The organism is Stenotrophomonas lactitubi (assembly GCF_002803515.1).
Lineage (GTDB): Bacteria > Pseudomonadota > Gammaproteobacteria > Xanthomonadales > Xanthomonadaceae > Stenotrophomonas > Stenotrophomonas lactitubi.
In genome coordinates, this window is record NZ_PHQX01000001.1 from 1,245,644 (window position 1) to 1,272,633 (window position 26,990).

At 66.8% G+C, this 26,990-nt stretch carries 27 protein-coding genes and 1 tRNA gene; 14 read left to right on the top strand and 14 right to left on the bottom strand.

Features of this window, described 5'->3' with window-relative positions:
• Positions 1-180 precede the first annotated feature (180 nt).
• The 5 genes from CR156_RS05970 to CR156_RS05990 all read right to left on the bottom strand — a co-directional run bounded on the left by CR156_RS05970 (position 181) and on the right by CR156_RS05990 (position 3,978).
• Positions 181-849 (bottom strand): YoaK family protein, encoded by a 669-nt coding sequence (locus CR156_RS05970; protein WP_100552167.1) that lies wholly within the window; start codon positions 847-849, stop codon positions 181-183.
• Between the two features lie 9 nt (positions 850-858).
• Positions 859-1,332 carry a hypothetical protein gene (locus CR156_RS05975; RefSeq protein WP_409349565.1) on the bottom strand — a complete coding sequence of 158 codons (474 nt, stop codon included), beginning with the start codon at positions 1,330-1,332 and terminating at the stop codon, positions 859-861.
• 29 nt (positions 1,333-1,361) lie between these two features.
• Positions 1,362-2,762: a PhoH family protein gene (locus CR156_RS05980; RefSeq protein WP_100552169.1), complete on the bottom strand. Its 1,401-nt coding sequence runs from the start codon at positions 2,760-2,762 to the stop codon at positions 1,362-1,364.
• A gap of 84 nt (positions 2,763-2,846) precedes the next feature.
• Entirely contained in the window at positions 2,847-3,326 is a 480-nt protein-coding gene (locus CR156_RS05985) for a peroxiredoxin (protein WP_100552170.1), read from the bottom strand.
• A gap of 91 nt (positions 3,327-3,417) precedes the next feature.
• Positions 3,418-3,978 (bottom strand): glycine cleavage system transcriptional repressor, encoded by a 561-nt coding sequence (locus CR156_RS05990; RefSeq protein ID WP_025879444.1) that lies wholly within the window; start codon positions 3,976-3,978, stop codon positions 3,418-3,420.
• A 164-nt stretch (positions 3,979-4,142) separates the two neighbouring features.
• Between CR156_RS05990 and dapA the strand changes: the two genes are divergently transcribed.
• Complete coding sequence (gene dapA, locus CR156_RS05995; protein WP_100552171.1) at positions 4,143-5,036, top strand: 4-hydroxy-tetrahydrodipicolinate synthase; 894 nt, start codon at positions 4,143-4,145, stop codon at positions 5,034-5,036.
• Between the two features lie 32 nt (positions 5,037-5,068).
• Positions 5,069-5,584 carry a hypothetical protein gene (locus CR156_RS06000; RefSeq protein WP_100552172.1) on the top strand — a complete coding sequence of 172 codons (516 nt, stop codon included), beginning with the start codon at positions 5,069-5,071 and terminating at the stop codon, positions 5,582-5,584.
• Between the two features lie 234 nt (positions 5,585-5,818).
• Here CR156_RS06000 and fdxA read toward each other — a convergent pair whose 3' ends face one another.
• Complete coding sequence (fdxA, locus tag CR156_RS06005) at positions 5,819-6,142, bottom strand: ferredoxin FdxA (protein WP_005409054.1); 324 nt, start codon at positions 6,140-6,142, stop codon at positions 5,819-5,821.
• A gap of 186 nt (positions 6,143-6,328) precedes the next feature.
• Between fdxA and CR156_RS06010 the strand changes: the two genes are divergently transcribed.
• The gene (locus CR156_RS06010) at positions 6,329-7,753 is read left to right on the top strand and encodes a sugar porter family MFS transporter (protein WP_100552173.1); all 1,425 of its coding nucleotides are present in this window, start codon (positions 6,329-6,331) and stop codon (positions 7,751-7,753) included.
• 345 nt (positions 7,754-8,098) lie between these two features.
• On the opposite strand, the gene CR156_RS06015 is transcribed toward CR156_RS06010, so the two are convergent.
• Positions 8,099-8,173 (bottom strand) — tRNA-Glu (locus CR156_RS06015).
• Positions 8,174-8,222: 49 nt separating this feature from the next.
• Here CR156_RS06015 and pcnB point away from each other — a divergent pair.
• From pcnB to pgi, 7 genes are all read left to right on the top strand, one after another.
• On the top strand, positions 8,223-9,602 hold the full coding sequence (gene pcnB, locus CR156_RS06020) for a polynucleotide adenylyltransferase PcnB (protein WP_100552174.1): 1,380 nt from the start codon (positions 8,223-8,225) through the stop codon (positions 9,600-9,602).
• A gap of 3 nt (positions 9,603-9,605) precedes the next feature.
• Positions 9,606-10,091 carry a 2-amino-4-hydroxy-6-hydroxymethyldihydropteridine diphosphokinase gene (gene folK, locus CR156_RS06025; RefSeq protein WP_100552175.1) on the top strand — a complete coding sequence of 162 codons (486 nt, stop codon included), beginning with the start codon at positions 9,606-9,608 and terminating at the stop codon, positions 10,089-10,091.
• Positions 10,092-10,125: 34 nt separating this feature from the next.
• Positions 10,126-10,941: a 3-methyl-2-oxobutanoate hydroxymethyltransferase gene (gene panB / locus CR156_RS06030; RefSeq protein WP_089240331.1), complete on the top strand. Its 816-nt coding sequence runs from the start codon at positions 10,126-10,128 to the stop codon at positions 10,939-10,941.
• A complete protein-coding gene (gene panC / locus CR156_RS06035; protein ID WP_100552176.1) occupies positions 10,938-11,777 on the top strand; it encodes a pantoate--beta-alanine ligase in 840 nt (279 codons plus the stop codon). The genes panB and panC overlap by 4 nt, the downstream gene beginning before the upstream one ends.
• A 66-nt stretch (positions 11,778-11,843) precedes the next feature.
• A complete protein-coding gene (locus CR156_RS06040; RefSeq protein WP_100552177.1) occupies positions 11,844-12,338 on the top strand; it encodes a hypothetical protein in 495 nt (164 codons plus the stop codon).
• An 87-nt stretch (positions 12,339-12,425) separates the two neighbouring features.
• Positions 12,426-12,806, top strand: a complete 381-nt coding sequence (gene panD / locus CR156_RS06045; protein ID WP_100552178.1) for an aspartate 1-decarboxylase — start codon at positions 12,426-12,428, stop codon at positions 12,804-12,806.
• Positions 12,803-14,317 carry a glucose-6-phosphate isomerase gene (pgi, locus tag CR156_RS06050; RefSeq protein WP_100552179.1) on the top strand — a complete coding sequence of 505 codons (1,515 nt, stop codon included), beginning with the start codon at positions 12,803-12,805 and terminating at the stop codon, positions 14,315-14,317. Before panD ends, pgi begins: the two co-directional genes overlap by 4 nt.
• 90 nt (positions 14,318-14,407) lie before the next feature.
• On the opposite strand, the gene CR156_RS06055 is transcribed toward pgi, so the two are convergent.
• On the bottom strand, positions 14,408-14,977 hold the full coding sequence (locus CR156_RS06055) for a response regulator transcription factor (RefSeq protein ID WP_032952096.1): 570 nt from the start codon (positions 14,975-14,977) through the stop codon (positions 14,408-14,410).
• Positions 14,974-16,194, bottom strand: coding sequence for an ATP-binding protein (locus CR156_RS06060; protein ID WP_089240341.1), 1,221 nt, complete (start codon positions 16,192-16,194; stop codon positions 14,974-14,976). Before CR156_RS06060 ends, CR156_RS06055 begins: the two co-directional genes overlap by 4 nt.
• 114 nt (positions 16,195-16,308) lie before the next feature.
• On the opposite strand from CR156_RS06060, the gene ispG reads away from it, so the two are divergent.
• The 3 genes from ispG (at position 16,309) to CR156_RS06075 (ending at position 19,154) form a co-directional block, all read left to right on the top strand.
• A complete protein-coding gene (gene ispG / locus CR156_RS06065; RefSeq protein ID WP_100552180.1) occupies positions 16,309-17,574 on the top strand; it encodes a flavodoxin-dependent (E)-4-hydroxy-3-methylbut-2-enyl-diphosphate synthase in 1,266 nt (421 codons plus the stop codon).
• A complete protein-coding gene (locus CR156_RS06070; RefSeq protein ID WP_089240345.1) occupies positions 17,555-18,304 on the top strand; it encodes a phosphatase PAP2 family protein in 750 nt (249 codons plus the stop codon). The genes ispG and CR156_RS06070 overlap by 20 nt, the downstream gene beginning before the upstream one ends.
• Positions 18,305-18,506: 202 nt before the next feature.
• Complete coding sequence (locus tag CR156_RS06075; protein ID WP_025878804.1) at positions 18,507-19,154, top strand: response regulator; 648 nt, start codon at positions 18,507-18,509, stop codon at positions 19,152-19,154.
• 289 nt (positions 19,155-19,443) lie between these two features.
• On the opposite strand, the gene eda is transcribed toward CR156_RS06075, so the two are convergent.
• The 5 genes from eda to zwf all read right to left on the bottom strand — a co-directional run bounded on the left by eda (position 19,444) and on the right by zwf (position 25,473).
• Complete coding sequence (gene eda / locus CR156_RS06080; protein WP_100552181.1) at positions 19,444-20,103, bottom strand: bifunctional 4-hydroxy-2-oxoglutarate aldolase/2-dehydro-3-deoxy-phosphogluconate aldolase; 660 nt, start codon at positions 20,101-20,103, stop codon at positions 19,444-19,446.
• 235 nt (positions 20,104-20,338) lie between these two features.
• Positions 20,339-22,255 (bottom strand): phosphogluconate dehydratase, encoded by a 1,917-nt coding sequence (gene edd / locus CR156_RS06085; protein WP_100464861.1) that lies wholly within the window; start codon positions 22,253-22,255, stop codon positions 20,339-20,341.
• A 58-nt stretch (positions 22,256-22,313) separates the two neighbouring features.
• The gene (pgl, locus tag CR156_RS06090) at positions 22,314-23,036 is read right to left on the bottom strand and encodes a 6-phosphogluconolactonase (RefSeq protein ID WP_100552182.1); all 723 of its coding nucleotides are present in this window, start codon (positions 23,034-23,036) and stop codon (positions 22,314-22,316) included.
• The gene (glk, locus tag CR156_RS06095) at positions 23,033-24,040 is read right to left on the bottom strand and encodes a glucokinase (protein ID WP_025878808.1); all 1,008 of its coding nucleotides are present in this window, start codon (positions 24,038-24,040) and stop codon (positions 23,033-23,035) included. The genes pgl and glk overlap by 4 nt, the downstream gene beginning before the upstream one ends.
• Positions 24,037-25,473: a glucose-6-phosphate dehydrogenase gene (gene zwf, locus CR156_RS06100; RefSeq protein ID WP_089240355.1), complete on the bottom strand. Its 1,437-nt coding sequence runs from the start codon at positions 25,471-25,473 to the stop codon at positions 24,037-24,039. Before zwf ends, glk begins: the two co-directional genes overlap by 4 nt.
• Before the next feature lie 352 nt (positions 25,474-25,825).
• Between zwf and CR156_RS06105 the strand changes: the two genes are divergently transcribed.
• Positions 25,826-26,908, top strand: a complete 1,083-nt coding sequence (locus tag CR156_RS06105; protein ID WP_100552183.1) for an ABC transporter ATP-binding protein — start codon at positions 25,826-25,828, stop codon at positions 26,906-26,908.
• The last annotated feature ends 82 nt before the right edge of the window (positions 26,909-26,990 follow it).

The following is a 26,990-nucleotide window of genomic DNA, read 5'->3' on the forward strand; positions in this document are numbered from 1 at the left end:
GGGGACGCCGCAAGTACGTCCCTGTAGGCTTGGCCGCGCCATCCATGGCGCGGACACCCCGCAATCCGACACCGCCCCGCCTCTGACGGCTTCCTGCAGTAGATCCACGCCATGCGTGGATATCGCGGAAATGATCGGAGGGACAACGTAGATCCACGCCATGCGTGGATGACGCCATGCTCAGCGCCGCCAGCGTGCCCATTGCTGGTAGAACACATAGCCCAGACCGGTCAGTCCGGTCAGCAGGGCGGGGGCGAGCAGGGCGTCGTACTGCCAGCGCACGAACAGCCAGGCGCCGATGACGCCGCCTGCAAGGAAGCCGCTGATGATCAGGCCGCTCAGGGTCAGGCGTCGTATCTGCAGCGGCAGTCCGCGCAGCAGGTGGCCGAGGCCGATGCCGAGGTCGGTGAACATGCCGCTGAGATGGGTGGTGCGTACGACGGCACCACTGAAGGTGGTGGCCATCGCATTCTGCAGTCCGCAGGCCATCGCGGCTGCCAGTGCGCCCCAGATCTGATGCTGCTTGAACAGCGGAATGGCCACCAGCAGCAACAGCGATTCCAGCGCCAGTGCTACACCGTAGCGGCGGCCCAGCTGCAGTGCGCTGTCCTGGATCAGCAGCCCGCTGACCATCGCGCCCAGTGAGAACGCGATCAGCAGACCCCACAGGTGGCCGACCGCGCGCCAATCCCCCTGCGCCAGCGCCATGCCAAGCTGGCTGGTGCTGCCGGTCATGTGGCTGACCGCCTGGTGTTCAAAACCCAGGAAGCCGACCACATTGACCATGCCGGCCACGCACGACAGCGCGACCGCGCCGATCCAGACCCAGGTGGGCAGGCGGATTCCCATGGCAGGCCCTCAGGGCCCGCCGAAGCCGCCGTTGAACTGCAGCTCGTTGAAGGTGCCGCTGGCCGGATCGAAGACCGCGCCCCAGAACTGCGCGCCACCATCGCAGACCCGCACCGCTTCGCGGGCGGGCCGCAGACTGTTGTCTTCAGGCAGGTGGAACGCGTTGATGTAGATCACCCGCTTTCCGTCCAGTTCGATGCCGACGTACTGGCGATCGAAGTCCATGACATGCGGCACCTGCGTTTCCAGCGCTGACAGCTTCGCTTCCAGCTGGTCCACCTGCTGCCGGCTCGGTGCCCAGTAGCCGCTGACCCGCCCGGCCTCGCGGCCGGGGCTGGGGCGCGAGCAGGTGTCGAGCACCTGCGCGGCGATGATCGGGCGGGTGACCACCCAGGACTGGCCACTGCGTTCGGTGGTCGGCACGCTGGCCGGTCCCTGCGTGGTCGCGCAGGCACCGAGCAGCGTGGTGATGGCGACCGCCATCGATGGCAGCAGCAGACGGGTGCAACGGTTCACAACACCTCCGACGCGTAATCGGCCAGCCGCGAGCGTTCACCGCGACGCAGCGTGATGTGCGCGCTGTGTGGCCAGTTCTTGAAGCGGTCCACGGCGTAGGTCAGGCCCGACGTGGTTTCGGTCAGGTAGGGGGTGTCGATCTGTTCGACGTTGCCCAGGCAGACGATCTTGGTGCCGGGGCCAGCACGGGTGATCAACGTCTTCATCTGCTTGGGCGTCAGGTTCTGCGCCTCGTCCAGGATCAGGTAACGCGACAGGAACGTACGGCCGCGCATGAAGTTCATCGAGCGGATCTTGATGCGGCTGGCGAGCAGGTCGTTGGTCGCCTGGCGGCCCCAGGTACCGCCTTCCTGGTTGTGCGTCAGCACTTCCAGGTTGTCGGTCAACGCGCCCATCCACGGCGTCATCTTCTCTTCCTCGGTACCAGGCAGGAAGCCGATGTCCTCGCCGACGCTGACCGTGGCGCGGGTCATGATGATCTCGCGGTAGCGCTGCTGGTCCATTGTCTGCGCCAGGCCGGCGGCCAGCGCCAGCAGGGTCTTGCCGGTGCCGGCGGTGCCGAGCAGGGTGACGAAGTCGATTTCCGGGTCCATCAGTGCGTTGAGCGCGAAGTTCTGCTCGCGGTTGCGCGCGCTGATGCCCCACACGGCATGGCTGCCGTGGCGGAAGTCATCGACCAGGGACAACACCACCTTGCCATCGCCGACGATCTTGCTGACACGCAGCTCGACTTCGTCTTCGCCCGGCAGGTAGACGTACTGGTTCGGGTACCACTCTTCGCCGTCCTGGGCGAGGACTTCGTAGTGGGTGCGGCCCTTGTCACTCCAGCTACGCAGATCGTCGCCGTGGCGCTTCCAGAAGTCTTCCGGCAGCTCGGTGGCGCCGGTGTAGAGCAGGCTGAAATCGTCCAGCGCACGGTCGTTCTCGTAGTCTTCCGAAACGATGCCGGCGATGGCCGCCTTGATCCGCAGGTTGATGTCCTTGGAGACGAACACCACCGGGATTTCCGGCGTTTCTTCCTTCAGCGCCAGGATCGCGCCGAGGATGGCGTTGTCCGGGATGACCTTGCCAAAGCTCTTGCCCGCGTCGAAATGGCTGGTCTGGAAGCGCAGCTTGCCCACGCTCTGTTTGCCGCGCAGCTGCAGGCCCTGCGGCCGCTGCAGCGGAATGCCCTCGGCCAGGTTGTCCAGGCCCGAAGCCTGCACCAGCTCGTTGAGGAAGCGGCTGACCTGGCGCGCATTGCGGCTCGCTTCGGTCGTGCCCTTCTTGCCGTTGTCCAGCTCCTCGATCACCTGCATGGGCAGGTAGACATCGTGCTCCTCGAATTTGAACAGCGCGGTGGGATCGTGCATCAGCACGTTGGTATCCAGCACGTAGATGCGCTTGCCTCGGGTCATCATCGGTTCCTGGTTACGGACAGGGAAAAACCACCACGACCTGCTGCAGGGCAGGGTGGTGGCGGACAAAGTGGGCGATGGGACTCACTTGGAGGGATGGGCCTTCAGTTCGGCAAGCACGGCGTCGGCATGGCCGGCGACCTTGACCTTGCGCCATGACTGCACGATGCGGCTGTCGGGGGAAATCAGGAAGGTGCTGCGCTCTATGCCACGTACCTGTTTGCCGTACATGTTCTTCATCTTGATGACGTCGAAGGCGGTGCACAGCGCTTCGTCGGCATCACTGACCAGCGGGAACGCGAAGCCCTGCTTGGCACAGAAGTTGTCGTGGGACTTCACCGAGTCGCGGGAGACGCCAAGCACGGCCGCGCCCGCCTTCCTGAAGTCGGGCAGCAGTGCGTTGAAGTCGATGCCCTCGGTGGTGCAGCCCGGGGTGCTGTCCTTGGGGTAGAAGTACAGCACCAGCCACTGGCCGGCGTAATCGCCGAGGGTGGCGTGGGCGCCGCCGGACAGGGCCAGCGGCAGGGAGAGGGTGGTGCTGTCCAGGGTATCGCCGTTGTTCATGAGGTCCTTCTGTCGAGCCTGGGTTCTTTCTACGACAATTGCATGAAACGCCACGCGCCCGTGAGGAGCGCGCGAAAAATCCGGGTTTCAATCAGAACTTCATCGGGTCCATGATCGCGTCCAGGTTCAAGTGGTCGCAGAACTCGAGGAAATCGTCGCGCAGGGCAGCGATGTGCATGTTGGCCGGCACGCCGATGGTGACCTGTGCGCTGAACATCTCCGCACCGGTCTGCATGGCGCGGTAACGCGTGCTCTGCAGGGTCTCGATGGTGATGCCCTGGCGGTCGAAGAAATCGGCCAGCTGGAACAGGATGCCCGGCTTGTCGGCGGCGATCACCTCGACGATGTACGGCAGCAGGTTGGACTGCGCCTGCTTGGCTTCGGTGCGGTACCAGACCAGCTTCAGGCCTTCCTCGCGCTCGAGCCGGGTCAGCATCGCTTCCAGCTTGGCGACCGAATCCCAGGAGCCGGTGGCCAGCGCGGTCACCGAGACATCGCGGCCCACGGTGGCCAGGCGTGCATCCACCAGATTGCACCCGCTGTCGGCGATGCGGCGGGTGACGGACAACAGGGGGGACTCCGGATGCGTCGTATAGGCGTTGATCAGGAGGTGGTTTTCGCTCGGCGCTGGGCGCGGGGTGGTGTCGGTCAAGGCGATTCCGGGTAATGCATGCGTTAGTCTGAATGCCCGCCAGAGGCGGGGATCCACCGGTGTCCAGCATACTTGCCCGTGCTTTCGCGCCGCAAGTAACATTCAGATCGCCCCCGGCCTTTCGTGGCGGGCGTTTTCCCTCCCCAGCCAAGAGCAGCACGTCCTTGTCCCTTTCCGGCCTCATCACCGCGCTGGCGACCCCCTTCCGGGCCGACGGTGCACTCGACCCCGACGGTTGGCAGCGCCTGCTGCACCTGCAGCTGGAGGGCGGCGTCCAAGGCGTTGTCGTTGCCGGCTCCACCGGCGAGGCAGCCACCCTGTCCGATGCGGAGTACGACCAGCTGCTGGCCAGCGCGGTCGAACGCATCGCCGGCCGCGTTCCGGTCCTGGCCGGCACCGGCCTGTCCGGCACCGCCAAGACCATCGAGCAGACCCGCCGCGCCGCAGCGCTCGGTGCCACCCACGCGCTGGTGGTCACCCCGCCGTACGTGCGGCCGACCCAGGCTGGCCTGATCGCGCATTACCGCGCGGTCGCTGACCAGGCCGGATTGCCGGTGGTGCTGTACAACGTGCCCGGCCGTACCGGCTGCGACATGCTGCCGGAGACCGTGGCCGAGCTCGCCAGCCATCCGAACATCGTCGGCATCAAGGAAGCGGTGGGCGATACCGGCCGCGTGCGCGCGCTGCTGGACCTGCGCAGCGCGACCTTCGCCGTGCTCACCGGCGATGACGGCACTGCCGCACGTTCGATCCAGGCCGGCATGGACGGCCTGATCTCGGTCGGCTCCAACGTGCTGCCCGGCGCCTACCGCCGGATGTGCGACCTGGCCGCTGCCCGTGACCATGAAGCCGTCGAATCCTGGGATGCGCGCCTGCAGCCGTTCCACGACTTCTGCGGTGTCGAATCCAACCCGATTCCGGTCAAGGCGCTGTTGCGTCGGATCGGCATCGGTCATGATCTGCGCCTGCCACTGCTGCCGCTTTCGGCTGCACACACGCCTGCCGCCGACCATCTCGCCGGCGATATCGCCGCCCTCGAAGCCCTTTCCAGCCACTGACCTTCCGTCTTGGTCTGATCCAGGAGATTCACATGCGCCAATCCGTTTCCGCCGTTCGCGTGCTGTCCTTCGCGCTCCTTGCCGTCGCCACTGCTGCTGGCACCACCGGTTGCTTCAAGCGTGGCGTCAAGGGCGACTACGCCCTGGCCCCGGAAGTGCGTCCGCTGGAAGTGCCGCCGGACCTGAACCTGCCGGCAGGCGCCGGCAACAACCAGGTGCCGACCCTGAGCTCGGCGACCAAGCCGGCCGCTCCGGCCGCCGCCGCTCCGGCGGTCAGCGCCACCGGCTTCACCATTGCCGGCACCAAGGAAGACGCCTTCGCCAAGGTCGGTACCGCGCTGGAAGGCGTGGAAGGCCTGACCATCGCCACCCGCGCGCAGCTGCTGGGCTCGTACGACGTGGCTTATGAAGGCAGCAACTTCCTGGTCCGCGTGGTCGCCGTCGACGCCGGTGCGTACATCTCCGCAGTCGACCCGCGTGGCCTGCCGGCCACCGCCGCAGCGCCGGTGAAGCTGATTGCCGCACTGAAGGCGAAGCTGGCCCCGTAATGGCCGGGCCGGTGGGTACGGACCTGCGGGTTCGTGCCTGCCGTGGTAGAGGCTGACCTTGGTCGGCGCTTTGTGCCAACCAAGGTTGGCAGCTACCAAGGCAAGAACGGAAAAGGGCGCCCTGGGCGCCCTTTTCATTGCCTGCTGGTTGTACCTGTCGTGGTAGAGGCCGACCTTGGTCGGCGCATTGTGCCAACCAAGGTTGGCAGCTACCAAAGCAGCGTTGCCGGCGCCTCAGCGCTCCAGCAGCTTCAGCTTGTCCGGCTTGCCGTCCCACTCACCGGCGTCGGCCGGCGGGTCCTTGCGCACGGTCAGTACCGGCCACTCCTTCGCCAGCTCGGCGTTGAGGGCGACGAAGCCTTCCTGGCCAGCGGGAACATCGTCTTCCGGGAAGATCGCGTTGACCGGGCACTCGGGTTCGCAGAGGGTGCAGTCAATGCACTCGTCCGGGTCGATCACCAGGAAGTTCGGGCCTTCGTGGAAGCAATCCACGGGGCACACTTCCACGCAATCGGTGTGTTTGCACTTGATGCAGTTTTCGGTGACGACAAAGGGCATGGGTAGGGGGCGAATCGCTTTCTGAACCTGCCAATTCTAGAACAGGTTGGCCCCCGGTGTCGGTTGCCGTGTGAAAGTGGGGCAGATTGGCGCCCCTAATGCCCATTTGGCGGCATGCCCGCCCTGTGCGACGCTGCCAGGGCCGCCGGCCCGCTTCGGTCGGCCCCCTTCCTTGCAGGATCCTTCATGTCGCCAATCCAGCCCGGTGCCGCCTCCAACGGCGGTGAGAACACGGCCTTCATCGTCCTGATCAGTTGCGCCGCCACTCTTGGTGGTTTCCTGTTCGGCTTCGACAGTGGCGTCATCAATGGCACCGTCGACGGTCTGCGCCAGGCCTTCAACTCCAGCGAGGCCGCGCTCGGCTTCGAGGTGGCCTCGATGCTGCTGGGGTGCGCGATCGGCGCGTTCGCAGCCGGTTGGCTGGGCGACCGGCTGGGACGTCGCGGCGTGTTGATCGTGGCGGCCGTGATGTTCCTGGTGTCGGCGCTGGGCGCCGGCGCTGCACACGCGTCCTGGCTGTTCGTCTGCGCACGCGTGCTCGGCGGATTCGCCGTCGGTGCGGCCAGCGTGATGTCGCCGGCCTACATCGCCGAAGTCGCGTCGGCGCGCTATCGCGGCCGGCTGGCGACCGTACAGCAGATGGCGATCATCTGCGGCCTGTTCGCAGCGTTCCTCAGCAACTATCTGCTGGCCCGGGCGGCGGGCGCCTCGACCGAGCCGCTCTGGCTGGGGCAGCAGGCATGGCGCTGGATGTTCTGGATGCAGGCACTGCCGTCGCTGCTGTTCCTGCTGCTGTTGCTGGTGATTCCGGAGAGCCCGCGCTTCCTGGTGATGAAGGGCCGGCCGGCGCAGGCGAGGGCGGTGCTTGGCCGGTTGTACGGTGAACGCGCCGCGGTGAACAAGCAGGCCGAGATCGAAGCGAGCCTGGCCCAGGACCAGCACAAACCGCGATTCGGCGACCTGCTCAACAGGGCTACCGGCAAGTTGCGCCCGATCGTCTGGGTCGGCATCGGCCTGGCGATGTTCCAGCAGCTGGTCGGCATCAATGTGGTGTTCTATTACGGCGCCGTGCTGTGGCAGGCGGTGGGCTTTTCGGAAAGCGATGCGCTGCTGATCAACGTATTGTCCGGTGCGCTGAGCATCGGCGCCTGCCTGCTGACGGTGCTGCTGATCGATCGCATCGGCCGCAAGCCGCTGCTGTGGGTCGGGTCGGTCGGCATGTCGGTGGCGCTGGTGCTGATGGTGGTCGCCTTCGCCAGTGGCAGCCTGGCCGATGGTCGCCTGCAGCTGTCCGACGGCATGGGCCGGTTGGCGCTGGTAGCGGCCAACGTCTACGTGGTGTTCTTCAACATGTCCTGGGGCCCGGTGATGTGGGTGATGCTGGGCGAGATGTTCCCGAACCAGATCCGCGGCCCAGCGTTGGCCGTGGCCGGTGCGGCGCAGTGGACGTCGAATTTCGCGATCACCGTGACCTTCCCGATGCTGCTGGCCGGCATCGGCCTGGCCGGTGCGTACGGCATCTACACCGTCGCCGCGATCCTCTCGATCATCTTCGTCGTCCGCTACGTGCGCGAGACCAAGGGCAAGGAACTGGAGCAGATGGAAGGCTGACGGCTCGGCCTGGGTTTCAGCGCCTCCCTGTTCCGAGGGGAGGCGGCAGGCCAGCCGCTCCAGGACACGCCGTAAACCCATCCATGGGGGCTCGATGGCGCCATCCATGGCGCCAACGGTCCTGGAGCGGCCGGCCTGCCGCCTCTCGACAGATCGCGGATGGCGGACGCAGGCAAGCGCGTCGGGGTTGAATTTGTTTCGGAGGGGCGAGGCTGCCCTGGGTGACCCCACCGGCTCAAGCCGATAGCAGGGAGGCGCTCAAGCGACCAGCCCCGTCGATGACACGATTCCGGAAAACAGAAAAGCCCGCACAAGGCGGGCTTTTTCGGTTCCTGCTGCGGCGACTGGTGCTCCCTAGGGGACTCGAACCCCTGTTTTAGCCTTGAGAGGGCCACGTCCTAACCACTAGACGAAGGGAGCAGTGTGTCGCTGCCGGTGCAGGAGCGCTAGTATATGCACCTCGATGCCATTGGGCAATCCCGAAACTTCAACCGGAAGCGCCAACATCATTTCCTCTGCTACATCACCGTTCAGCCTGCGCGTCATCCCGCGCGACCAGCACACGATCTCCCGCAAGGACATCAGCCCGAATGCTTTGCGCGTGCTTTATCGACTGCGCGATGCCGGCTTCGGCGCCTACCTTGTCGGCGGCGCGGTGCGCGATCTGCTGGTCAATGGCCAACCCAAGGATTTCGACGTGGCCACCGATGCCACGCCCGAACAGGTCAAGCAGTTGTTCCGCAACTGCCGCCTGATCGGCCGCCGTTTCCGCCTGGCCCATGTTGTGTTCGGCCGCGAGATCATCGAAGTCGCCACCTTCCGTGCCAACATCGATGACGGCAGCGGCGACCGCGAGATGGAAAACGGCATGCTCGTGCGCGACAACGTGTACGGCAGCATCGAAGACGACGCCATCCGCCGCGACTTCACCTGCAATGCCCTGTACTACGCCATCGAGGACTTCTCGGTGCGTGACTACACCGGCGGCTTCGAAGACGTGCAGGCACGCCTGATGAAGCTCATCGGCGACCCGGTGCAGCGCTACCAGGAAGACCCGGTGCGCATGCTGCGTGCGGTCCGCCTGGCGGCCAAGCTCGGCTTCCAGATCGAAGAGGGCACCGCTGCACCGATCCCGCAGCTGGCCGGCCTGCTCAATGAAGCCGCACCGGCGCGCCTGTTCGAAGAAGTCCTGAAGCTGTTCCTGTCCGGGCACGGCGTGGCCAGCTTCGAAGGACTGGAACGCTATGGCCTGTTCGACGTGTTGTTCCCGGAAAGCGCCAAGGCGCTGAAGTCGAACCGTACCGGCGCGCTGCGCCGCATGCTGATCGAGGGCCTGGCCAACACCGACGCACGCGTGGCCAACGACGAGCCTGTGTCGCCGGCGTTCCTGTTCGCGCTGTTGCTGTGGCCGGCCTATTGCCGCGCGCAGGCAACCCTGCTCAAGCAGGGCGTGGCACCGGAAGAGGCGCAGCGTCGCGCCGCCGACCGCGTCACCGTGCAGCAGTTGAGCACCATTGCATTGCCGCGCCGTTTCTCGCTGCCGATGCAGGAGATCTGGCTGCTGCAGGCGCGCTTCAGTTCGCGCCAGCGCAAGCGCGTGATGCGCACGCTCAGCCATCCCCGTTTCCGTGCCGCCTTCGATTTCCTGGCCCTGCGCCAGGTGGCATCGGCAGAGCACGAAGCCGACGTCGCGTTCTGGCGCGAAGCGCAGGCGCAGTCCGGGCATGAGCTGGATTCGTCGCTGGATTCGCTGCACAGCGAGGCCGGCGATGAGGAGGGTGGGGCGCCGCGCAAGCGTCGTCGTCGCCGTCGTCGTCCGGACGGCGCAGCTGCCGGTGCTGCCGAGTAGTCCATGACCGGTGCCTGGATCGGGCTGGGCGCCAATCTTGGCGACGCAGCCAACACCGTCCGCGCGGCCATCGCCGCGCTGGGCGACCTGCCCGGAACCCGGCTGACGCAGGCGTCGCGGTTGTACGCGACGCCTGCATGGGGAAACGAGGACCAGCCACCCTTCGTCAACGCAGTGGCCTCGGTCGACACTGATCTTTCCGCTGTCGAACTGCTGCAGGCCATGCTCGCGCTGGAGCAGCGCTTCGGCCGCGTACGCGACCCCACCGTGCACTGGGGCCCGCGTGCGCTGGATCTGGACCTGCTGCTGTTCGGCGAGCAGGTGCTGGACCTGCCCGAGCTGAAAGTGCCGCATCCCTACCTGCACGAGCGTGCATTCGTGTTGGTGCCGTTGGCCGAAATCGCCGCTGATCTGGCCATTCCCGGCCATGGCCGCGTGCGGGATGCAGTGATGCGGGTGGATGCCTGCGGGATCGCGCCGTTAGGGTGATAATGCCCGGGTTATCTCCCCCGGTTATCAGCACATGAGCACCCACGCAGACAGCAAGCCCTGGACCGTTCCCGCCCTGGCCGAGGCCAAGCGCAATGGCCAGAAGCTGGTCATGTTGACCGCCTACGACGCAGGCTTCGCCCGCACGTTCGATGCCAATGGTGTCGACCTGATCCTGATCGGCGATTCGCTGGGCATGGTCGTGCAGGGCCACGATTCGACCCTGCCGGTGACCGTCGCCGACATGGTCTACCACACCCGCGCGGTCGCCCGCGTGCTGCAGCGCGCGCTGCTGATCGCTGACCTGCCGTTCGGTGCCGATGCGACCCCGGAACGCGCGCTGGATGCTTCGCTGCAGCTGCTGCAGGCAGGCGCGGAGATGGTCAAGATCGAAGGTGCAGGCTTCAAGGTCGACATCATCCGTTACCTGGTCGAGCGTGAGATTCCGGTCTGCTCGCACCTGGGCCTGACCCCGCAGTCGGTGCTGCGCCTGGGTGGCTTCAAGATCCAGGGCCGTGGCGATGCCGCGCGCCAGCTGGTGGAAGACGCCAAGGCCGTTGCCGAGGCGGGCGCCAGCATCATGGTGCTCGAATGCGTGCCGACGCCGGTTGCCGCTGCCGTCACCGCTGCCGTTCCCGTGCCGACCATCGGTATCGGTGCTGGCCCGCAGTGCGATGGCCAGGTGCTGGTGCTGCACGACTTCCTTGGCCTGGACAGTGGCCACCGTCGTCCGAAGTTCGTCAAGGACTTCCTGGCCGAAGGTGGCTCGGTGGCCGGTGCCACCCGCGCTTACGCCGATGCCGTGCGCGATGGCAGCTTCCCCGACGAAGAGCACGCGTACGCCCAATGATCCAGACCTTCAACGAACTCGGTGCACTGCGCGCGCAGATCGCGCAATGGAAGGGCGAGGGCCTGCGCGTGGCGCTGGTGCCGACCATGGGCAACCTGCATGGCGGGCACCACGCGCTGATCACCCTGGCAAAGCAGTACGCCGACAAGGTGGTGGCCAGCATCTTCGTCAACCCGACGCAGTTCGGGCCGAACGAGGATTTCAGCCGCTATCCGCGCACCCCCGAAGCCGATGTGGCCGGGCTGGAGCAGGTAGGCTGCGATGCAGTGTGGCTGCCCAGCGTCGAAGCGATGTACCCGCTGGGCGTGGACAAGACCACGCAGATGCATGCGCCCGGCGTCAGTGAAGTGCTGGAAGGCGCCAGCCGCCCGGGCCATTTCGATGGCGTGTGTACGGTGGTGGCGCGGCTGTTCCTGCAGGTGCAGCCGGACGTCGCCGTGTTCGGTCGCAAGGACTACCAGCAGCTGGCGGTCATCAAGCAGATGGTGGCCGAGCTGTCGTTCCCGATCCAGATCGTCGGTGCCGAGATCGTGCGTGATGAGGATGGCCTGGCCAAGAGCTCGCGCAACCAGTACCTCAGCGCCGAGCAGCGCCCCTTGGCGACCACCCTTCATCGCACCCTGCTGGGCATGCGCGAAGGTTATGTCGCCGGGCACGACCGTGAACGCATCGAGGCCGACGCCGTCGCTGCGCTGCAGGCGGCCGGCTTCCAGGTGGATTACGCGGTGCTGCGCACCCCGGAGCTGGCCGAACCGACCTTTGATGGCGGTGGCCGCGTGGCCCTGATCGCCGCCCGCCTGGGCACCACCCGGTTGATCGACAACCTGGAGTTCTGAGCCGCATGCGGCTCAGGGGCGCCCGCAGCGGGCGCCTCTCACCTTCCCATGGACGGGAGACCGGAAATGAATACCCCCACCACTACCGGCTGTCTTGCCCGGGCCTCGATCCTGGCGGTACTGGCCGCCGGCATGGTGCCTGCCCAGCTGATGGGCGCCCTGTTGTTCGCGCTCGACTTCGCGCGTACGCCCGTACCGGCACTCACCGGCGGTGCGCTGATGTTCGTGCTGGGCGTGTGCAACGCCATCGCGGTGTTGCTGCCGATGGCGCTGATCCTGCAGTCCCAGCGGCGTCTGCGCCGGACCGCCTTCCTGCTCGTGGGGTTCGGTCTGGGCGCGCTGGCCATGGCGACCTGTGCCTGGCCGGGCGCGGACAATGGTCCGCTGCTGCAGCGCCTGCGCTATGTCGATACCTTCGACGTGATCAGCTACGGCCTGTCGGTGCTGGCCGCGGGCGGCTTCGGCCTGGTCGCCGGGCTGGCCTTCCATACGGTGTTCGGCCTATCACTGCAGGGCGCCTGCGGGCATGCCCCGTCAGCGCTACCGGTCGAGGGCGCCTGAACGGTCTTCAGCGTCCCGTCCCAGCCCCCTGATGACGGCCAAGCGGGTGCTAGAATCCGCTCTTTCCTTTGCCGTTGCAGCGCCCCCATGCACCTGTCCCTGCTCAAGACCAAGATCCACCGCGCCACCGTCACCCATTCCGAGCTGAACTACGAAGGCTCGATCGCCATCGATGACAACCTGCTGGCCGCCACTGGCATCCGTGAATTCGAGCAGGTGCACATCTGGGACGTGACCAACGGTGCGCGCTTCTCGACCTATGCGATCCGCGCCGAAGCCGGCAGCGGCATCGTCTCGCTCAACGGTGGCGCCGCGCGCCACGTGCAGGTCGGTGACATCATCATCATTGCCGCCTTCGCCAGCATGACCGAGCAGGAAGCCGACAGCTTCAAGCCGAAGCTGGTGTACGTTGATGGCAACAACCAGATCTCCCACACCAACGACACGATCCCGACCCAGGCCGCATGACAACGAACAACGGATTCGACTCGCTGCATTCCCACGCCCAGCGCCTGAAGGGCGCAAGCATTCCCAACCTGCTCGCCGCCGAACCCGGCCGTGTGCAGGACCTGGCGCTGCGGGTCGGTCCGTTGTATGTCAACTTCGCCCGGCAGAAATACGATGCCGCGGCGTTGCAGGCGCTGTTGGCGCTGGCTGCCGAACGTGATGTCGGCGGCGCGATCACGCGCCTGTTCCGTGGCGAGCAGGTCAACCTGACCGAAGGCCGCGCCGCGCTGCATACCGCGCTGCGCGGTGATGTGGTCGATGCGCCGGTGGCGGCCGAGGCCTATGCCACCGCGCGCGGCATCCGCCAGCGCATGGGTGTGCTGGTGCGCGCGCTGGAAGACAGTGGCGTGACCGATGTGGTCAGCGTCGGTATCGGCGGTTCCGATCTCGGTCCGCGCCTGGTCGCCGACGCGCTGCGTCCGGTCACGGGTGCACGCCTGCGCGTGCATTTCGTGTCGAACGTGGACGGCGCCGCCATGCAGCGCACGCTGGCCACGCTGGATCCGGCGAAGACCGCCGGCATCCTCATTTCCAAGACCTTTGGTACCCAGGAAACCCTGCTCAACGGCCAGATCCTGCACGATTGGCTGGGTGGCAGCGAACGCCTGTACGCGGTCAGCGCCAATCCGGAACGCGCCGCCAAGGCCTTCGCCATTGCCGCCGAGCGCGTGCTGCCGATGTGGGACTGGGTGGGCGGTCGCTATTCGCTGTGGTCGGCCGTCGGTTTCCCGATCGCATTGGCCATCGGCTTTGAGCACTTCGAGCAATTGCTGGAAGGTGCCGCGCAGATGGATGCGCATGCACTGGACGCGCCGCTGGAGCGCAACCTGCCGGTACTGCACGGCCTGACCGACATCTGGAACCGCAATCTGCTGGGCTCTGCCACGCATGCGGTGATGACCTACGACCAGCGCCTGGCGCTGCTGCCGGCCTACCTGCAGCAGCTGGTGATGGAAAGCCTGGGCAAGCGCGTGCAGCGCGATGGCCAGCCGGTCACCACCGACACCGTGCCGGTGTGGTGGGGCGGTGCCGGCACCGACGTGCAGCACAGCTTCTTCCAGGCCCTGCACCAGGGCACCAGCATCATTCCGGCCGATTTCATCGGCTGCGTGCACAACGACGATCCGTATACGGTCAACCACCAGGCGTTGATGGCCAACCTGCTGGCGCAGACCGAAGCGCTGGCCAACGGCCAGGGCAGCGACGATCCGCACCGCGATTACCCGGGTGGCCGCCCGAGCACGATGATCCTGCTCGACGCGCTGACCCCGCAGGCGCTGGGCGCCTTGATCGCGATGTACGAACACGCGGTGTACGTGCAGTCGGTGATCTGGAACATCAACGCCTTCGACCAGTTCGGTGTCGAGCTGGGCAAGCAGCTGGCCAGTGGCCTGCTGCCCGCTCTGCAGGGTGAGGATGTCGAGGTCAACGACCCGCTGACCCGTGAGCTGCTGGCCCAGCTGAAGGGCTGACGCGGGCGGGGAATGCCGCCGGGCATGGCCCGGCGCTACCCTTCGTTACGCCGGTAGCGCCGGGCCATGCCCGGCGGATACGACGCCGCCTCACCGGCTCGGATCGCGCTCCGGGCTCGGCCGCTTGGCCAGCTTGCGCTGCAGCGAACGCCGGTGCATGCCGAGCAGGCGCGCGGCCGCCGACACGTTGCCGCCGGTTTCATGCATCGCCTGCTGGATGTGCTCCCACTGCAGGCGGCTGATCGGGGTCATCGCATCGGGCACTTCCATCTCGCCGTCATCGGCCGGGCCATCGTCTTCCTCGCCCAGCGCGCGCAGGATCATCGGCACCGTCGACGGCTTGGGCAGGTAGTCGTCGGCGCCGAGCTTGATCGCCTCCACCGCGGTGGCGATGCTGGCATAGCCGGTCACCAGCAGGATCCGCATGTCCGCACGCAGCGCGCGCAGCGGCTGGATCAGCGCCAGGCCGGAATCGCTGCCCAGCTTCAGATCGATCAGTGCGAACGCTGGCGGATGCTGGCGCGCCAATGCCAGTGCGCTGGCGGCATCCTGTGCGGTCTGCGTCTCCAGCCCTTTGCGGGCCAGGCTGCGCTGCAGCGTGCGCAGGTAGAGTTCGTCGTCGTCGACCAGCAGGCCGAGGGTAGAAGCAGTCATGGTCATTCCTCGCGGGGGGCCAACGGCAGGCGGAAGCCGACGCGGCTACCGGCCCCTTGGGCCGGGCGCATCCACATCTCGCCGTCCAGGCGTTCGATGGTGGCATGGGACAGGGCAAGCCCGACGCCCATGCCTTCACTCTTGCTGCTGCCGAACAGCTTGCCCGGCAGGACGGCGGCGCGGGCATCGAAGCCATGGCCGTAATCGCGTACTTCGCCGATCAAGTCGTCGCCTTCGATGCGCAGGCTGAGGTCAACGCGCGGTCGTCCAGCCTGCTCGCCGGCATCGGCAGCATTGTTCAGCAGCACCATCAGCAGGTGGCCGACGCCCGGGTCCAGCGGCAGGCGCAGCGGTGCGTCGTCGTTGCGATGCAGGTCGATGGTCGGGCGCACCAGCCGCCACTGCTCCAGCACCTGCTGGGCCGTGGAGTGGGCGCGGCCGGGGCGGTCGTTGGAGGCCGGCGCGGCCAGTGCCAGCACGCGCTCGCGGCACTGCACCAGCAGCTCGCGCAGGGTCTCCATGTCCTCGCGTACTTCCGGCTCTTCGCTGCGCTCGGCCACGTCGTCGGCAAGCAGGGTCATCGTCGCCAGCGGCGTGTTCAGTTCGTGCGCCACCGAGGCCGCATGCGTGGCCAGGGCGACGATGCCTTCGTTGCGCGCGAAGCGTTCGCGCAGCGCCGACAGTTCCAGCTCGCGCTCGCGCAGGGCGATCGCCAGCCGGGTGGAGAAGATCAGCACCACCGCAGCGGACAGCAGGAAGGTGGCGATCACGCCCCAGCGATTGAGGTCCAGTGCGTTGAAGTAGCCGGCCGGCAGCGGTTGGCCGAACAGTCCGCTGGCGGCATAGCCCAGCAGGCAGGCGCTGGCCACGGCCAGGGCCCAGCGCAGGGGCAGGGCGAAGGCGGCCAGGGCGATCAGGATCAGGAACAGCGAGCCGAACGGATTGGCGATGCCGCCACTCCAGCTGACCATCCAGGTGAGGATGATCACGTCAACCAGGATGTGGCCGAAGGCGGTCAGCGGCGCGGTATCGGCCGGCTCCGGCCGCAGCTGCGTATACAGGTTGAACACGGCAAGCACGGCCACGCCCGACCACAACGGCAGTTGCGGCAAGGGCAGTCCCAGCACCCAGGTGGCGACCAGGATGGTGGCCGCCTGGCCAGCCACGGCCAACCAGCGCAGGCTGCACAGGGTTCGGAGAAACGGGGCGTCGGGACCGGTCATTCGCGCCCATCGTATGCGTTCGCAGGCAAGCCTGCCTGCGACAATCGGCCGCAGCCGCACTGCCGCCTGAATGCGACACACCCGCAAGGTCGGGGCGGGCGTTAGAATGCCCGCATGCATGACGCCGTCACCCGCCCTACAGCCCCCTCCGATGCCACTGCCTGGCCCCGTCGCCTGACCCAATCGGTCCAGATCGGTGGAGTCACCGTGGGCGGTGGCAAGCCGGTGGTGGTGCAGTCGATGACCAACACCGACACCTCCGATGTGGCGTCCAGCGTGAAGCAGGTCGCCGAGCTCTGGCGCGCCGGCTCGGAAATGGTGCGCCTGACCGTCAACACGGTCGAAGCGGCCGCGGCGATCCCGCGCATCGTCGACAAGCTGGCGATGATGGGCATCGATGTACCGCTGATCGGCGACTTCCATTACAACGGCCATCAGCTGCTGACGGCCGAACCGGCCTGTGCCGAAGCGCTGGCCAAGTACCGCATCAACCCGGGCAACGTGGGCTTCGGCAAGAAGAAGGACCTGCAGTTCGCCCAGCTGATCGAGTTCGCCATCCGCTACAACAAGCCGGTGCGCATCGGCGCCAACTGGGGATCGCTGGACCAGGCCCTGGCAGCGAAGCTGATGGACGAGAACAACCATCGCGAGCAGCCCTGGGATGCCGGCCGCGTGCTGCGCGAGGCACTGATCCGTTCGGCGCTGGATTCGGCCGAGCAGGCCGTCGAGCTGGGGCTGCCGCGCGACCGCATCATCCTTTCGGCCAAGGTCAGCGGCGTGCAGGAACTGATCGCGGTCTACCGCGACCTGGCCCAGCGTTCGGACTTCGCCCTGCACCTGGGCCTGACCGAAGCCGGTATCGGCAGCAAGGGCATCGTCGCCTCGGCGGCGGCGCTGAGCGTGCTGCTGCAGGAAGGCATCGGCGACACCATCCGCATTTCGCTGACGCCCGAACCGGGCCAGTCGCGTACGCAGGAAGTGATCGTCGCCCAGGAACTGCTGCAGACCACCGGCCAGCGCGCGTTCACCCCGCTGGTCACGGCCTGCCCGGGCTGCGGCCGTACCACCTCGGAGTTCTTCCAGGAACTGGCCAAGGTGGTGCAGAACCACGTGCGCGAAAAGATGCCGCTGTGGAAGATCCAGCACCCGGGTGCGGAGAACATGACCCTGGCGGTGATGGGCTGCGTGGTCAACGGGCCCGGTGAGTCGCGGCATGCCAACATCGGCATCTCGCTGCCGGGTACCGGCGAAGCACCGTCGGCACCGGTGTTCGTCGATGGCGAGAAGAAGGTGACCCTGCGTGGCGAGAACATCGCCCAGGAATTCGTCGCCCTGATCGATGATTACGTTGAACGCACCTATGTCCGAAGCGCCGGGTAAGCCGACGATCCTCGCTGCGCCGGAGCCAGCCTCCGGTTTCCGCCACTGGATGGCGCGCAATGCCTGGCGGCTGCTGTTGCTGTTTGCCGGTGTGCTGCTGCCGCTGGCCGGATTCGTCGCCCTCGCCGACGAAGTGCACGAGTTCGAGTCCTTCCACTTCGATGCGCCGCTGCTGTGGCAGATGCACGGCCTGCATTCGCCGTGGCTGGACCGCATCTTCGTGCTGCTGTCGAAACTGGGTTACGAGTGGTTCCTGATCCCGGCCGACGTGCTGATTGTCGGCGCATTGGCCTGGCACCGGCGTTGGCGTGAAGCGACCTTCGTGGCCGTGAGCTTCGTCGGGTCGGCGCTGCTGAACATGGGCAGCAAGCACTTCTTCCAGCGCGACCGGCCCAGCCTGTGGGAATCGATCGCGCCGGAATCCACGTTCAGTTTCCCCAGCGGCCACGCGATGGGCTCGATGACCCTGGCGGTCACCCTGGTGCTGCTGGCCTGGAATACCCGCTGGCGCTGGCCGGTGCTGCTGTTGGCGCCGTCGTTCAGCCTGCTGGTAAGCGTTTCCCGGGTCTATCTGGGGGTGCATTACCCCTCGGACATCCTGGCCGGATGGTGTGCCGCGCTGGTTTGGGTGGTAGGGTGCTATCTGGTCATGTTCAGCCGCCGTCATCCATGGCGACGGCACGGTTCGCCGCCAGCGACGGCCAGCGAAGCGATCACGCAAGGGGAGTGACGTGGATGCCCTCCCAAGGGCGTCTACCTGAGGGACGGGTTGTTTCGTTGTAACGGGTTCTGCAGGGCAAGGGGCACGATCAGTGCGTGAAGAATGTGATGCGCAAGGCAGAACGCCGGAATTGCGCAACATCCGCGCTTGCAGTGGTCAGGTGCTCCTGCCTAGGTTGACCCGTATTGGCCGCATTCGAAGAGGTACGTGAATGACGATTCGAGTCTACCTGGTGGATGACCACGCGTTGGTCCGCACCGGGATGAAGATGATACTGTCGAGTGAAACCGACATTGAAGTGGTGGGCGAGGCCGAGACGGGCGAAGACGCGCTGCCCGCGATCCGCCAGCTGCAACCGGACGTGGTGCTGTGTGATCTGCACCTGCCCGGGGTGAGCGGAATGGAAGTGACCGAGCGCATCGTCCGTGGCCACCGCAGCACGCGGGTGGTGATCGTGTCGGTGCTGGAGGACGGTCCGCTGCCCAAGCGCCTGCTCGAAGCCGGCGCTGCCGGTTATATCGGCAAGGGCTGCGATGCGCAGGAACTGCTGCGCGCGGTGCGTGACGTGGCCGCCGGACGGCGTTACCTGGGCACGAGCATCGCGCAGAACCTGGCGTTGTCCACCGTGGAAGGCAACGGCTCGCCGTTCGACAACCTGTCGCCGCGTGAGCTGGAAGTGGCATTGCTGCTGACCCAGGGCCTGCGCCAGGAAGACATCGCGCGGCGCCTGAGCCTGAGTGCGAAGACGGTGAACACGCACAAGGCGCGGTTGTTCGAGAAGATGGGAATCCACGACAACATCGCGTTGGCGCGGATGGCCAGCCAGTATGGGTTGGTGGATCCGGCACGGCCGCTGTAAGGGTTTCGGCCAACGGCTGAGCCCCTCGCGGTTGTGCGGTTGGTCATGGGGTTGGCCGGGCGGATGGGCTGCGCAGGGGACGCTGCAAGTACGTCCCTGTAAGCTCGGTCGCCGCATCCATGCGGCTCACGCCCCTGCGCAACCCATCCGCCCGGCCACGGACAGGTTCCGTGCACCGCAACCGCGGAATGAAGAAAAGAACGGCAGGAGCGGGTCGCGCGCTGTGCGCGCTCGTAGACTGGGGTCGGGTCCCTTTTCCGGCGGGAAAGGGCTCTGACCCCGTAGTGCATCAGTGGCCGCGTACGCGCTTGACGATCTTCGCGGCCTGCGCCGCGCTCTCGCGCACCTTGTCCCACTGGCCGGCGTCGATCCAGTTGCCCGGCACCATCCACGAGCCACCGATGCAGACCACGTTCTTCTGCTCGAGGTATTCGGCCGCCGTGTTCTCGGTGATGCCACCGGTCGGGCACAGCTTGAGATCGGCAATCGGGCCGGCCACGCCCTTGATCATGGCCAGGCCACCCACGGCCGTGGCCGGGAACAGCTTGCAGACACGGAAGCCGCGCGCGTAGAGCGACAGCAGCTCGGTCGGCGTCGCCGCACCCGGTACTACCGGCAGCGGTGCCGCAGCCAGTGCATCGGCCAGCAGCGGCGGCGTACCCGGGGTCACTAGGAAATCCGCGCCCGCATCGATGGACTGCTGCATCTGCTCCACCGTCAGCACCGTACCGGCGCCGACCACCACATCCGGCAGTTCGCGCTTGAGCATCGCCAGCGCTTCCATCGCCACCGGCGTCCGCAGGGTCAGCTCGATGGCCGGCAATCCGCCTTCCAGCAACGCCGCACTGACCGCACGCGCCTGGTCCAGCGTATGAATCGTCACCACCGGCAGGATGCCGGCCGCATGCAGCAACTCCGCCGCCCGCACCTGATGTTGTTCGATACCCATAGCTCTGCTTCTGCCTTTGCTTTCGCTCTTGTTGTGCTTTCAATGATCGCTTCGCGGCGTTGAAGCGCCGGAGAGTGTCAGGAGGGCGCGGTCAGCCCCAGACGGGACCGTGAGCGGCATGGATGCCGCGACCGAGCCCCCATGGATGGGTTTACGGCGTGTCCCGGCTGGGGCTGACCGCGCCCTCAGCCAGGAAATCTACCGCTGCGACATACCCGCAACGCTCTTCAATCCCTCAGGCGTCCTTCGCCTCATGCGGCGCCGCCGCCGCCGCCGCATCGTGCCCCAGCTCATACTCCGCGTCGTAATCCCACGGCCCACCGTCAGCCGCCGCCGGACCGCACGAAATCGAGATCGCACCCTGATCCGCCGGACCCACCACACGCCGGTTGATCGCGAACAGGTTGCGGCCCAGGTCATTGGCGGCCGGCGCCGTATTCGGCGCATGCGTACGCGCCGCCCATTCGGCCGCGTCCACCAGCACTTCCAGCGTGCCGGCCTCACCATCCAGGCGGATGATGTCGCCCTCGCGCACCTTGCCCAGCGGACCACCGCGTGCGGCTTCCGGGGTCACGTGGATCGCCGCCGGAATCTTGCCCGACGCGCCGGACAGGCGACCATCGGTGACCAGTGCCACGCGCCGGCCCTGGTTCTGCAGCAGGCCCAGCAGCGGTGCCAGCGAATGCAGTTCCGGCATACCGTTCGCACGCGGGCCCTGATAACGCACCACGGCTACGAAATGCTCGGGCAGCAGGCCGCCGGCGTGCAGCTTGTTCAATACCTGCGGTGCATCAACCACCACGGCCGGGGCCTCGATGGTGCGGTACTGCGGCTTCACCGCCGACAGCTTGATCAGCGACTTGCCGAGGTTGCCGCGCAACAGGCGCAGGCCGCCCTGGCTCTCGAACGGGTTGTCGACACCGCGCACCACTTCTTCATCTGCGCTGCGTTCCAGGCCCGGCAGATACACCAGCTTGCCCTCGCGCAGCTGCGGTTCGCGGGCGTAGTCGGCCATGCCGCCACGGGCCACGCTGACCAGGTCGCCATGCATCAGGCCGGCCTTGATCAGTTCGCCGAACACGAACGCCGGGCCACCCGCAGCGGCGAAGCGGTTCACGTCGGCTTCGCCGTTCGGATAGACGCGCGCCAGCAGCGGAATCAGCTGCGACAGCTCGTCGAAGTCATCCCAGGTCAACACGATGCCGGCCGCACGGGCCACGGCAATCCAGTGGATGGTGTGGTTGGTCGAGCCACCGGTAGCCATCAGCGCGATGATCGCGTTGATGATCGCGCGCTCGTCGATGATCCGGCCCAGCGGACGGAAATCGTCGCCCAGCGCGGTGATGTCCAGCGCACGCTCGGTGGCTTCGCGGGTCAGTGCATCGCGCAGCGCGGTGTCCGGATTGACGAACGACGCGCCCGGCAGCTGCACGCCCATCGCCTCCAGCAGCACCTGGTTGGAGTTGGCGGTGCCGTAGAAGGTGCAGGTGCCCGCGCCGTGGTAGGAGGCCGATTCGGCTTCCAGCAGTTCTTCGCGGGTGGCTTCGCCGGCGGCGTAGCGCTCGCGCACTTCGGCCTTCTGCTTGTTGGGAATGCCCGGCGTCATCGGGCCGGCCGGCACGAACACCGCCGGCAGATGGCCAAAGGCGAGGGCGCCGATCAGCAGGCCCGGCACGATCTTGTCGCACACACCGAGGTACACGGTGGTATCGAACATGTCGTGGCTGAGCCCGATCGCGGTGGCCTGGGCAATGACATCACGCGAGAACAGCGACAGCTCCATGCCGCCACGGCCCTGGGTGACACCGTCGCACATCGCCGGCACGGCACCGGCCACCTGTGCAGTCGCGCCGAGTTCGCGGGCCACCGCACGGATCTGTTCGGGATAGGTCTCGAACGGCTGGTGTGCCGACAGCATGTCGTTGTAGGCGGTGATGATGCCCAGGTTGGCCGTCACGCCGCCGCGCAGGCGGCTCTTGTCGGTGCCACCGCAGGCGGCGAAACCGTGGGCGAGGTTGCCGCAGCTGAGGCGGCTGCGGAACGGGCCATCGCGCAGGGAGGCGTCGATCGCTGCCAGATAGGCGGCGCGCGAGGCGGCGCTGCGGCGGATGACGCGCTCAGTGATGGCTTGCAGTTGCGGATGGAGGCTCATTGGCTACCGGCGTTCGAGGTGGCGAGAGGCGGGCGACGGCAGGGCGCCGCCGCCGACATCAATCAGCCCAGTGGACGCGCAGGCGCGCGCCGTCCAGGTTGATCGCGTTGAGGATCGGATACTGCTGGGGGTCGTTGCTGTCCAATGCCTGGCGCAGCACCTGCAGCTTCTGCTTGCCGCGCAGCAGCAGCAGGCGCTGGCGGCACTGGCCGAGGCCGCGCGGGGTCAGGGTGATGCGCAGCGGCCACTGGTTGGCACCGGGGCAGCCGGTGGCATCAAGCGCGGCATACGGCAGGGTGCTTTCCAGCGCGCGGGTCAGGTCCTTCGAGCCCGGGAACAGCGAGGCGGTATGGCCGTCATTGCCCATGCCCAGTGCGACCAGGCTTGGCCGCTGGCTGTGCTGGGCCTGCAGGTTGGCGGTGTACACGCACTCCGGCAGCGGCTTGCCGATCCGCACCAGCGGATCGAAGTGCGCACCTTCGGCACGTGTAAGCAGGTTCTCGCGCACCAGCCACGCATTGCTGTCGCGATCCTGCGGCGACAACCAGCGCTCGTCGGCCAGGCTCACTTCAACGCGGTCCCAATGCACGTCCAGCTCGGCCAGCGCCTGGTACACCGGTGCCGGCGTGGTACCGCCGGACAACAGGATGCGTGCGCGGCCCAGCTCGTTGATGTCGTGGTTGATCGCCTGTGCCATTTCGGCAGCGACCGCTTCGATCCAGCCATCGGCATCGCCATGGTTGATGAACTCGATACGGTCGTCGTGGAAGGTGGGGCTCATGCGGCAACTCCTGGTGCGTCACGTTCGGCGTCGGCGGCATAGGCAGCGGCGCCCAGCAGTCCGGCGTGGGGATGCATCACGGCCAGCGACGGCACCCGCGCCATGATCGAAGAGAACCGGCCCTTGTGTTCGAAGCGCTGGCGGAAACCGGAGTGCTGCAATGAATCGAGCATCTTCGGAGTCAGCCCGCCGGTCAGGAACACGCCGTCCCAGGCGCCCTGGGTCAGCACCAGATCACCGGCAATGGCGCCGAACACCGCGCAGAACACATCCACGGTACGCATCGCCTGTGGATCGCCGTGCAGGGCGCGGGCGGTCACGTCCACCGGTTGCAGTTGGCCCGGGTCGATACCCGCCATCTCGCAGATTGCGCGATGGATGTTGACCAGGCCGGGGCCGCAGATCAGCCGCTCGTTGGAGACGCGCCCGAACTGCTCGGACAGGATCTCCAGGATGCGGATCTCTTCCGGCGTTCCCGGCGGGAAGCTGACATGGCCGCCTTCGGTTTCCAGCGGATAACAGCGGCCGTGGCGAAGGATCAGGCCGCCGACGCCGAGGCCGGTCCCCGGCCCGATCACTGCGTAGTTGCGCGGCTGGCCCGGCTTGCCCGGAACCCAGGCGGCACCGCCGACCTGGACCACGTCATCGGGCTGCAGCAGCGAGATCGCCATCGCCTGCGCGGCGAAGTCGTTGATCAGGTGCAGTTCGTTGAAACCCAGCATCGCGGCTGTGCGGCTGCGCGAGATCACCCACGGATGGTTGGTGATGCGGGCTTCGTCACCATCGACACGACCGGCGACTGCGAACACGCCACGGCTTGCGGTGGCGCCGATCTGTTCCAGATGGTGTCGCGCGGCATCACCCAGCGACGGGAACTCCGCCACTGCGTACTCGCGGATGCTCTCTTTCAGCAGCGGGGCGTCCTGCGAGGTGTCGGCCAGGGCGAAGCGGGCATTGGTGCCACCGATGTCGGCGACCAGCACGGGCTGGCTGCTGGCGCTCATTCCGACGCTCCGCTATCCGGCGCATCCACGCCCTGCGGCAGGAAGTCGACCGCGTTGGCCGGGCCCCACTGGCCGGCAGGGTAGGGTTCCAGCGGCAGGTCGGCCGCCTTCCATGCATCGGCGACGCTGTCGATCCAGGCCCAGGCGGCGCGCACTTCGTCATCGCGCACGAACAGGGTGTGGTTGCCGTTGAAGGCGTCCAGGAACAGGCGTTCGTAGGCGATACGGCGATGCAGGCCAGTCGGCACCGACAGTTCCAGTTCCAGCGGCTGCAGTTCCAGCGCGCCCCATTCCGGGCCGGCCAGGCTGCTCATCAGGCCCAGCTCGATGTTCTCCTGCGGCTGCAGCTGGAACACCAGGCGGTTCGGTGCGGCCTGCGCACGCTGCGGACGCTCGAACAACCAGTGCGTGACCGGCTTGAGGGTCACCACCACGCGGGTGGTGCGCTCGGGCAGGCGCTTGCCGGTGACCAGGTGGAACGGCACGCCGCTCCAGCGCCAGTTGTCGATGTGCGCGGTGACGCCTGCGAAGGTTTCCACATCGCTACCTTCCGGTGGCTGATAGGCCTGTGCGGGCTGGCCGTTGATGCTGCCGGCGGTATAGCGGCCACGCACGCTGTCACGCGCTGCGTGCTTGGCATCCAGCGGGCGCAGCGCACGCAGCACCTTGACCTTCTCGTCGCGGATGCGGTCGGCTTCCAACGACGCCGGCGGCTCCATCGCCACCATGCACAGCAGCTGCAGAATGTGGCTCTGCACCATGTCGCGCAGGGCGCCGGAGCGCGCGTAGTAGGCATCGCGGCCATCCACGCCTTCGCTTTCGGCGACCAGGATGTGCACCGATTCGATGTAGTTGCGGTTCCATACCGCTTCCAGCAGCGTGTTGCCGAAGCGCAGCGCGATCAGGTTCTGTACCGCCGCCTTGCCCAGGTAGTGGTCGAGGCGGAACACGCGGTCTTCGTCGATCCACTGGCCGATGGTGGTGATGATCTCCTCGGCGCTTTCGCTGTCGCTGCCGATCGGCTTTTCCAGCATCAGGCGCGCCGGTGCGGCCAGTGCGCCGCCCTTGGCCAGGCCTTCGCAGGTGGAGATGTACAGGCCCGGCGGGATCGCCAGGTAGCTCACGCAGCGGCGGTCGACGAGGTCGGATACCGCAGCGGCGACCGAGTCGACGTCGCGCAGGTCGACCGAGCGGTAGTCGATGCGACGCAGCAGAGAGGCGATGTCCTCCTGGCTGGCCATCGGCATCGCCTGCTGCAGTCGTGGCCGCAGGATGTCATGGAAGGCTTCGGTGTCGTGGCCGGACAGGGCCAGCGCACGGATGCGGAAATCCTCCGGCAGCAGGCCGTCGCCGAGCAGGCGCAGCAGCGAAGGGAACAGGTAGCGCTGGGCCAGATCACCTGTGGCACCAAACAGGAAGAGTGTGTCGTGCATCGCTCGAGTTTCAGATCCGGGTGACATCGTTGTCAATCGCTTCATGGCTGGGTTCGGGGGACATCCGCGCAACTGCCTGTCCGAGGCTCATCTGGATCGGCTTTCCGGGTTGCCGGAGCACCGTTCCAATCGAAACCACTACAGCGGCAACCCTTCGTTCGGTCGACGATGCAGGTCGGCGCGCACCGACGTTCGGATAGTGCCACGTGAAAACGTTTACATGGCAGAATGGGCAACTGTATTCGATTGCAGTGGTCGCCGTCATGCGGCAACCGCGCAATCATCACTGCCATCGGGAGGGCCGAGGCAGTCCCAAAAGACAGCCCGGCGTCGGGCGGACTGGATGAGTGAAATGGCAAAAGTGCAGTTGCAGGGTGTGCGCAAGGTCTACGACAACGGCCAGGTGGCGGTGAAGGACGCCACGTTCGAGGTGGCCGACGGCGAACTGATGGTGCTGGTCGGCCCGTCCGGGTGTGGCAAGTCGACCCTGCTGCGGATGGTGGCAGGGTTGGAAGAGATCAGCGGCGGCACGCTGACCATCGGTGATCGCGTGGTCAACGACGTGGCGCCCAAAGATCGCGACATCGCGATGGTGTTCCAGAGTTACGCGTTGTACCCGCACATGACCGTGGCCGAGAACCTGGCCTTTGGCCTGAAGCTGCGCGGGCATGACAAGGCGACCATCGACAAGCGCATCAGCGAAGCCGCGCAGACGCTGGGCCTGACCGAGATGATGGACAAGCTGCCCAAGGCGATGTCCGGCGGCCAGCGTCAGCGTGTTGCACTGGGCCGTGCGCTGGTGCGTGAGCCGGCGGTGTTCCTGCTGGACGAGCCGCTGTCCAACCTTGACGCCAAGCTGCGCCACAGCGTGCGCACCGAGATCGCGCAGCTGCACCGCAAGCTGGGCACCACCATGATCTACGTGACCCACGATCAGGTTGAAGCGATGACCCTGGGCCAGCGCATCGTGGTGCTGAAGGACGGCATCATCCAGCAGATCGACACGCCGATGGCGCTGTACGACCGTCCGGCCAACCTGTTCGTGGCCGGCTTCCTCGGCAGCCCGGCGATGAACGTGCTGCGCGGTACGCTGCAGGGCGATGCCGGTGGCGTGACCGTGGTTGATGGCGCGTGGCAGGCTCCGCTGGGGCAGGCGACGATCGATCCGGCGTGGCTGCAGAAGCCGATCGCGGTGGGCGTGCGTCCCGAACACCTGCAGCCGGCAGGCAGCGAAGACACGCATGCGTTCACCGCGCGCATCGAAGGCATCGAGCCGGTCGGCAACGAGATCTTCGTCAACATGAGCAGCGGCCAGCACGCGCTGACCATGCGCGTGGCGCCGCAGTCGCTGCCGGGCGTGGGCGAGGACATCCGGGTGGCGATCCACCCGCAGGGCCTGCATTTCTTCAACCCGGAAACCGGCGAGCGCCTGTAGTCCTGTAGAGCCGAGCCCACGCTCGGCTGCTTCATCGCAGTGCGGACCGACGGTCCGCACCCACCGGAACAGGGTCTCGGGC

Excerpts from the sequence above, each read along its gene's own strand:
- CR156_RS06010 (WP_100552173.1), top strand. The coding sequence starts at position 6,329 with ATGTCGCCAATCCAGCCCGGTGCCGCCTCCAACGGCGGTGAGAACACG.
- ispG (WP_100552180.1), top strand. The coding sequence starts at position 16,309 with ATGCATGACGCCGTCACCCGCCCTACAGCCCCCTCCGATGCCACTGCC.
- CR156_RS06040 (WP_100552177.1), top strand. The coding sequence starts at position 11,844 with ATGAATACCCCCACCACTACCGGCTGTCTTGCCCGGGCCTCGATCCTG.
- CR156_RS05970 (WP_100552167.1), bottom strand. The coding sequence starts at position 849 with ATGGGAATCCGCCTGCCCACCTGGGTCTGGATCGGCGCGGTCGCGCTG.
- CR156_RS06070 (WP_089240345.1), top strand. The coding sequence starts at position 17,555 with ATGTCCGAAGCGCCGGGTAAGCCGACGATCCTCGCTGCGCCGGAGCCA.
- CR156_RS06060 (WP_089240341.1), bottom strand. The coding sequence starts at position 16,194 with ATGACCGGTCCCGACGCCCCGTTTCTCCGAACCCTGTGCAGCCTGCGC.
- CR156_RS05980 (WP_100552169.1), bottom strand. The coding sequence starts at position 2,762 with ATGACCCGAGGCAAGCGCATCTACGTGCTGGATACCAACGTGCTGATG.
- panB (WP_089240331.1), top strand. The coding sequence starts at position 10,126 with ATGAGCACCCACGCAGACAGCAAGCCCTGGACCGTTCCCGCCCTGGCC.
- CR156_RS06075 (WP_025878804.1), top strand. The coding sequence starts at position 18,507 with ATGACGATTCGAGTCTACCTGGTGGATGACCACGCGTTGGTCCGCACC.
- panC (WP_100552176.1), top strand. The coding sequence starts at position 10,938 with ATGATCCAGACCTTCAACGAACTCGGTGCACTGCGCGCGCAGATCGCG.
- CR156_RS06105 (WP_100552183.1), top strand. The coding sequence starts at position 25,826 with ATGGCAAAAGTGCAGTTGCAGGGTGTGCGCAAGGTCTACGACAACGGC.
- zwf (WP_089240355.1), bottom strand. The coding sequence starts at position 25,473 with ATGCACGACACACTCTTCCTGTTTGGTGCCACAGGTGATCTGGCCCAG.
- glk (WP_025878808.1), bottom strand. The coding sequence starts at position 24,040 with ATGAGCGCCAGCAGCCAGCCCGTGCTGGTCGCCGACATCGGTGGCACC.
- CR156_RS06055 (WP_032952096.1), bottom strand. The coding sequence starts at position 14,977 with ATGACCATGACTGCTTCTACCCTCGGCCTGCTGGTCGACGACGACGAA.
- edd (WP_100464861.1), bottom strand. The coding sequence starts at position 22,255 with ATGAGCCTCCATCCGCAACTGCAAGCCATCACTGAGCGCGTCATCCGC.
- CR156_RS06000 (WP_100552172.1), top strand. The coding sequence starts at position 5,069 with ATGCGCCAATCCGTTTCCGCCGTTCGCGTGCTGTCCTTCGCGCTCCTT.
- eda (WP_100552181.1), bottom strand. The coding sequence starts at position 20,103 with ATGGGTATCGAACAACATCAGGTGCGGGCGGCGGAGTTGCTGCATGCG.
- pgi (WP_100552179.1), top strand. The coding sequence starts at position 12,803 with ATGACAACGAACAACGGATTCGACTCGCTGCATTCCCACGCCCAGCGC.
- CR156_RS05975 (WP_409349565.1), bottom strand. The coding sequence starts at position 1,332 with ATGGCGGTCGCCATCACCACGCTGCTCGGTGCCTGCGCGACCACGCAG.
- pgl (WP_100552182.1), bottom strand. The coding sequence starts at position 23,036 with ATGAGCCCCACCTTCCACGACGACCGTATCGAGTTCATCAACCATGGC.
- panD (WP_100552178.1), top strand. The coding sequence starts at position 12,426 with ATGCACCTGTCCCTGCTCAAGACCAAGATCCACCGCGCCACCGTCACC.
- CR156_RS05985 (WP_100552170.1), bottom strand. The coding sequence starts at position 3,326 with ATGAACAACGGCGATACCCTGGACAGCACCACCCTCTCCCTGCCGCTG.
- fdxA (WP_005409054.1), bottom strand. The coding sequence starts at position 6,142 with ATGCCCTTTGTCGTCACCGAAAACTGCATCAAGTGCAAACACACCGAT.
- folK (WP_100552175.1), top strand. The coding sequence starts at position 9,606 with ATGACCGGTGCCTGGATCGGGCTGGGCGCCAATCTTGGCGACGCAGCC.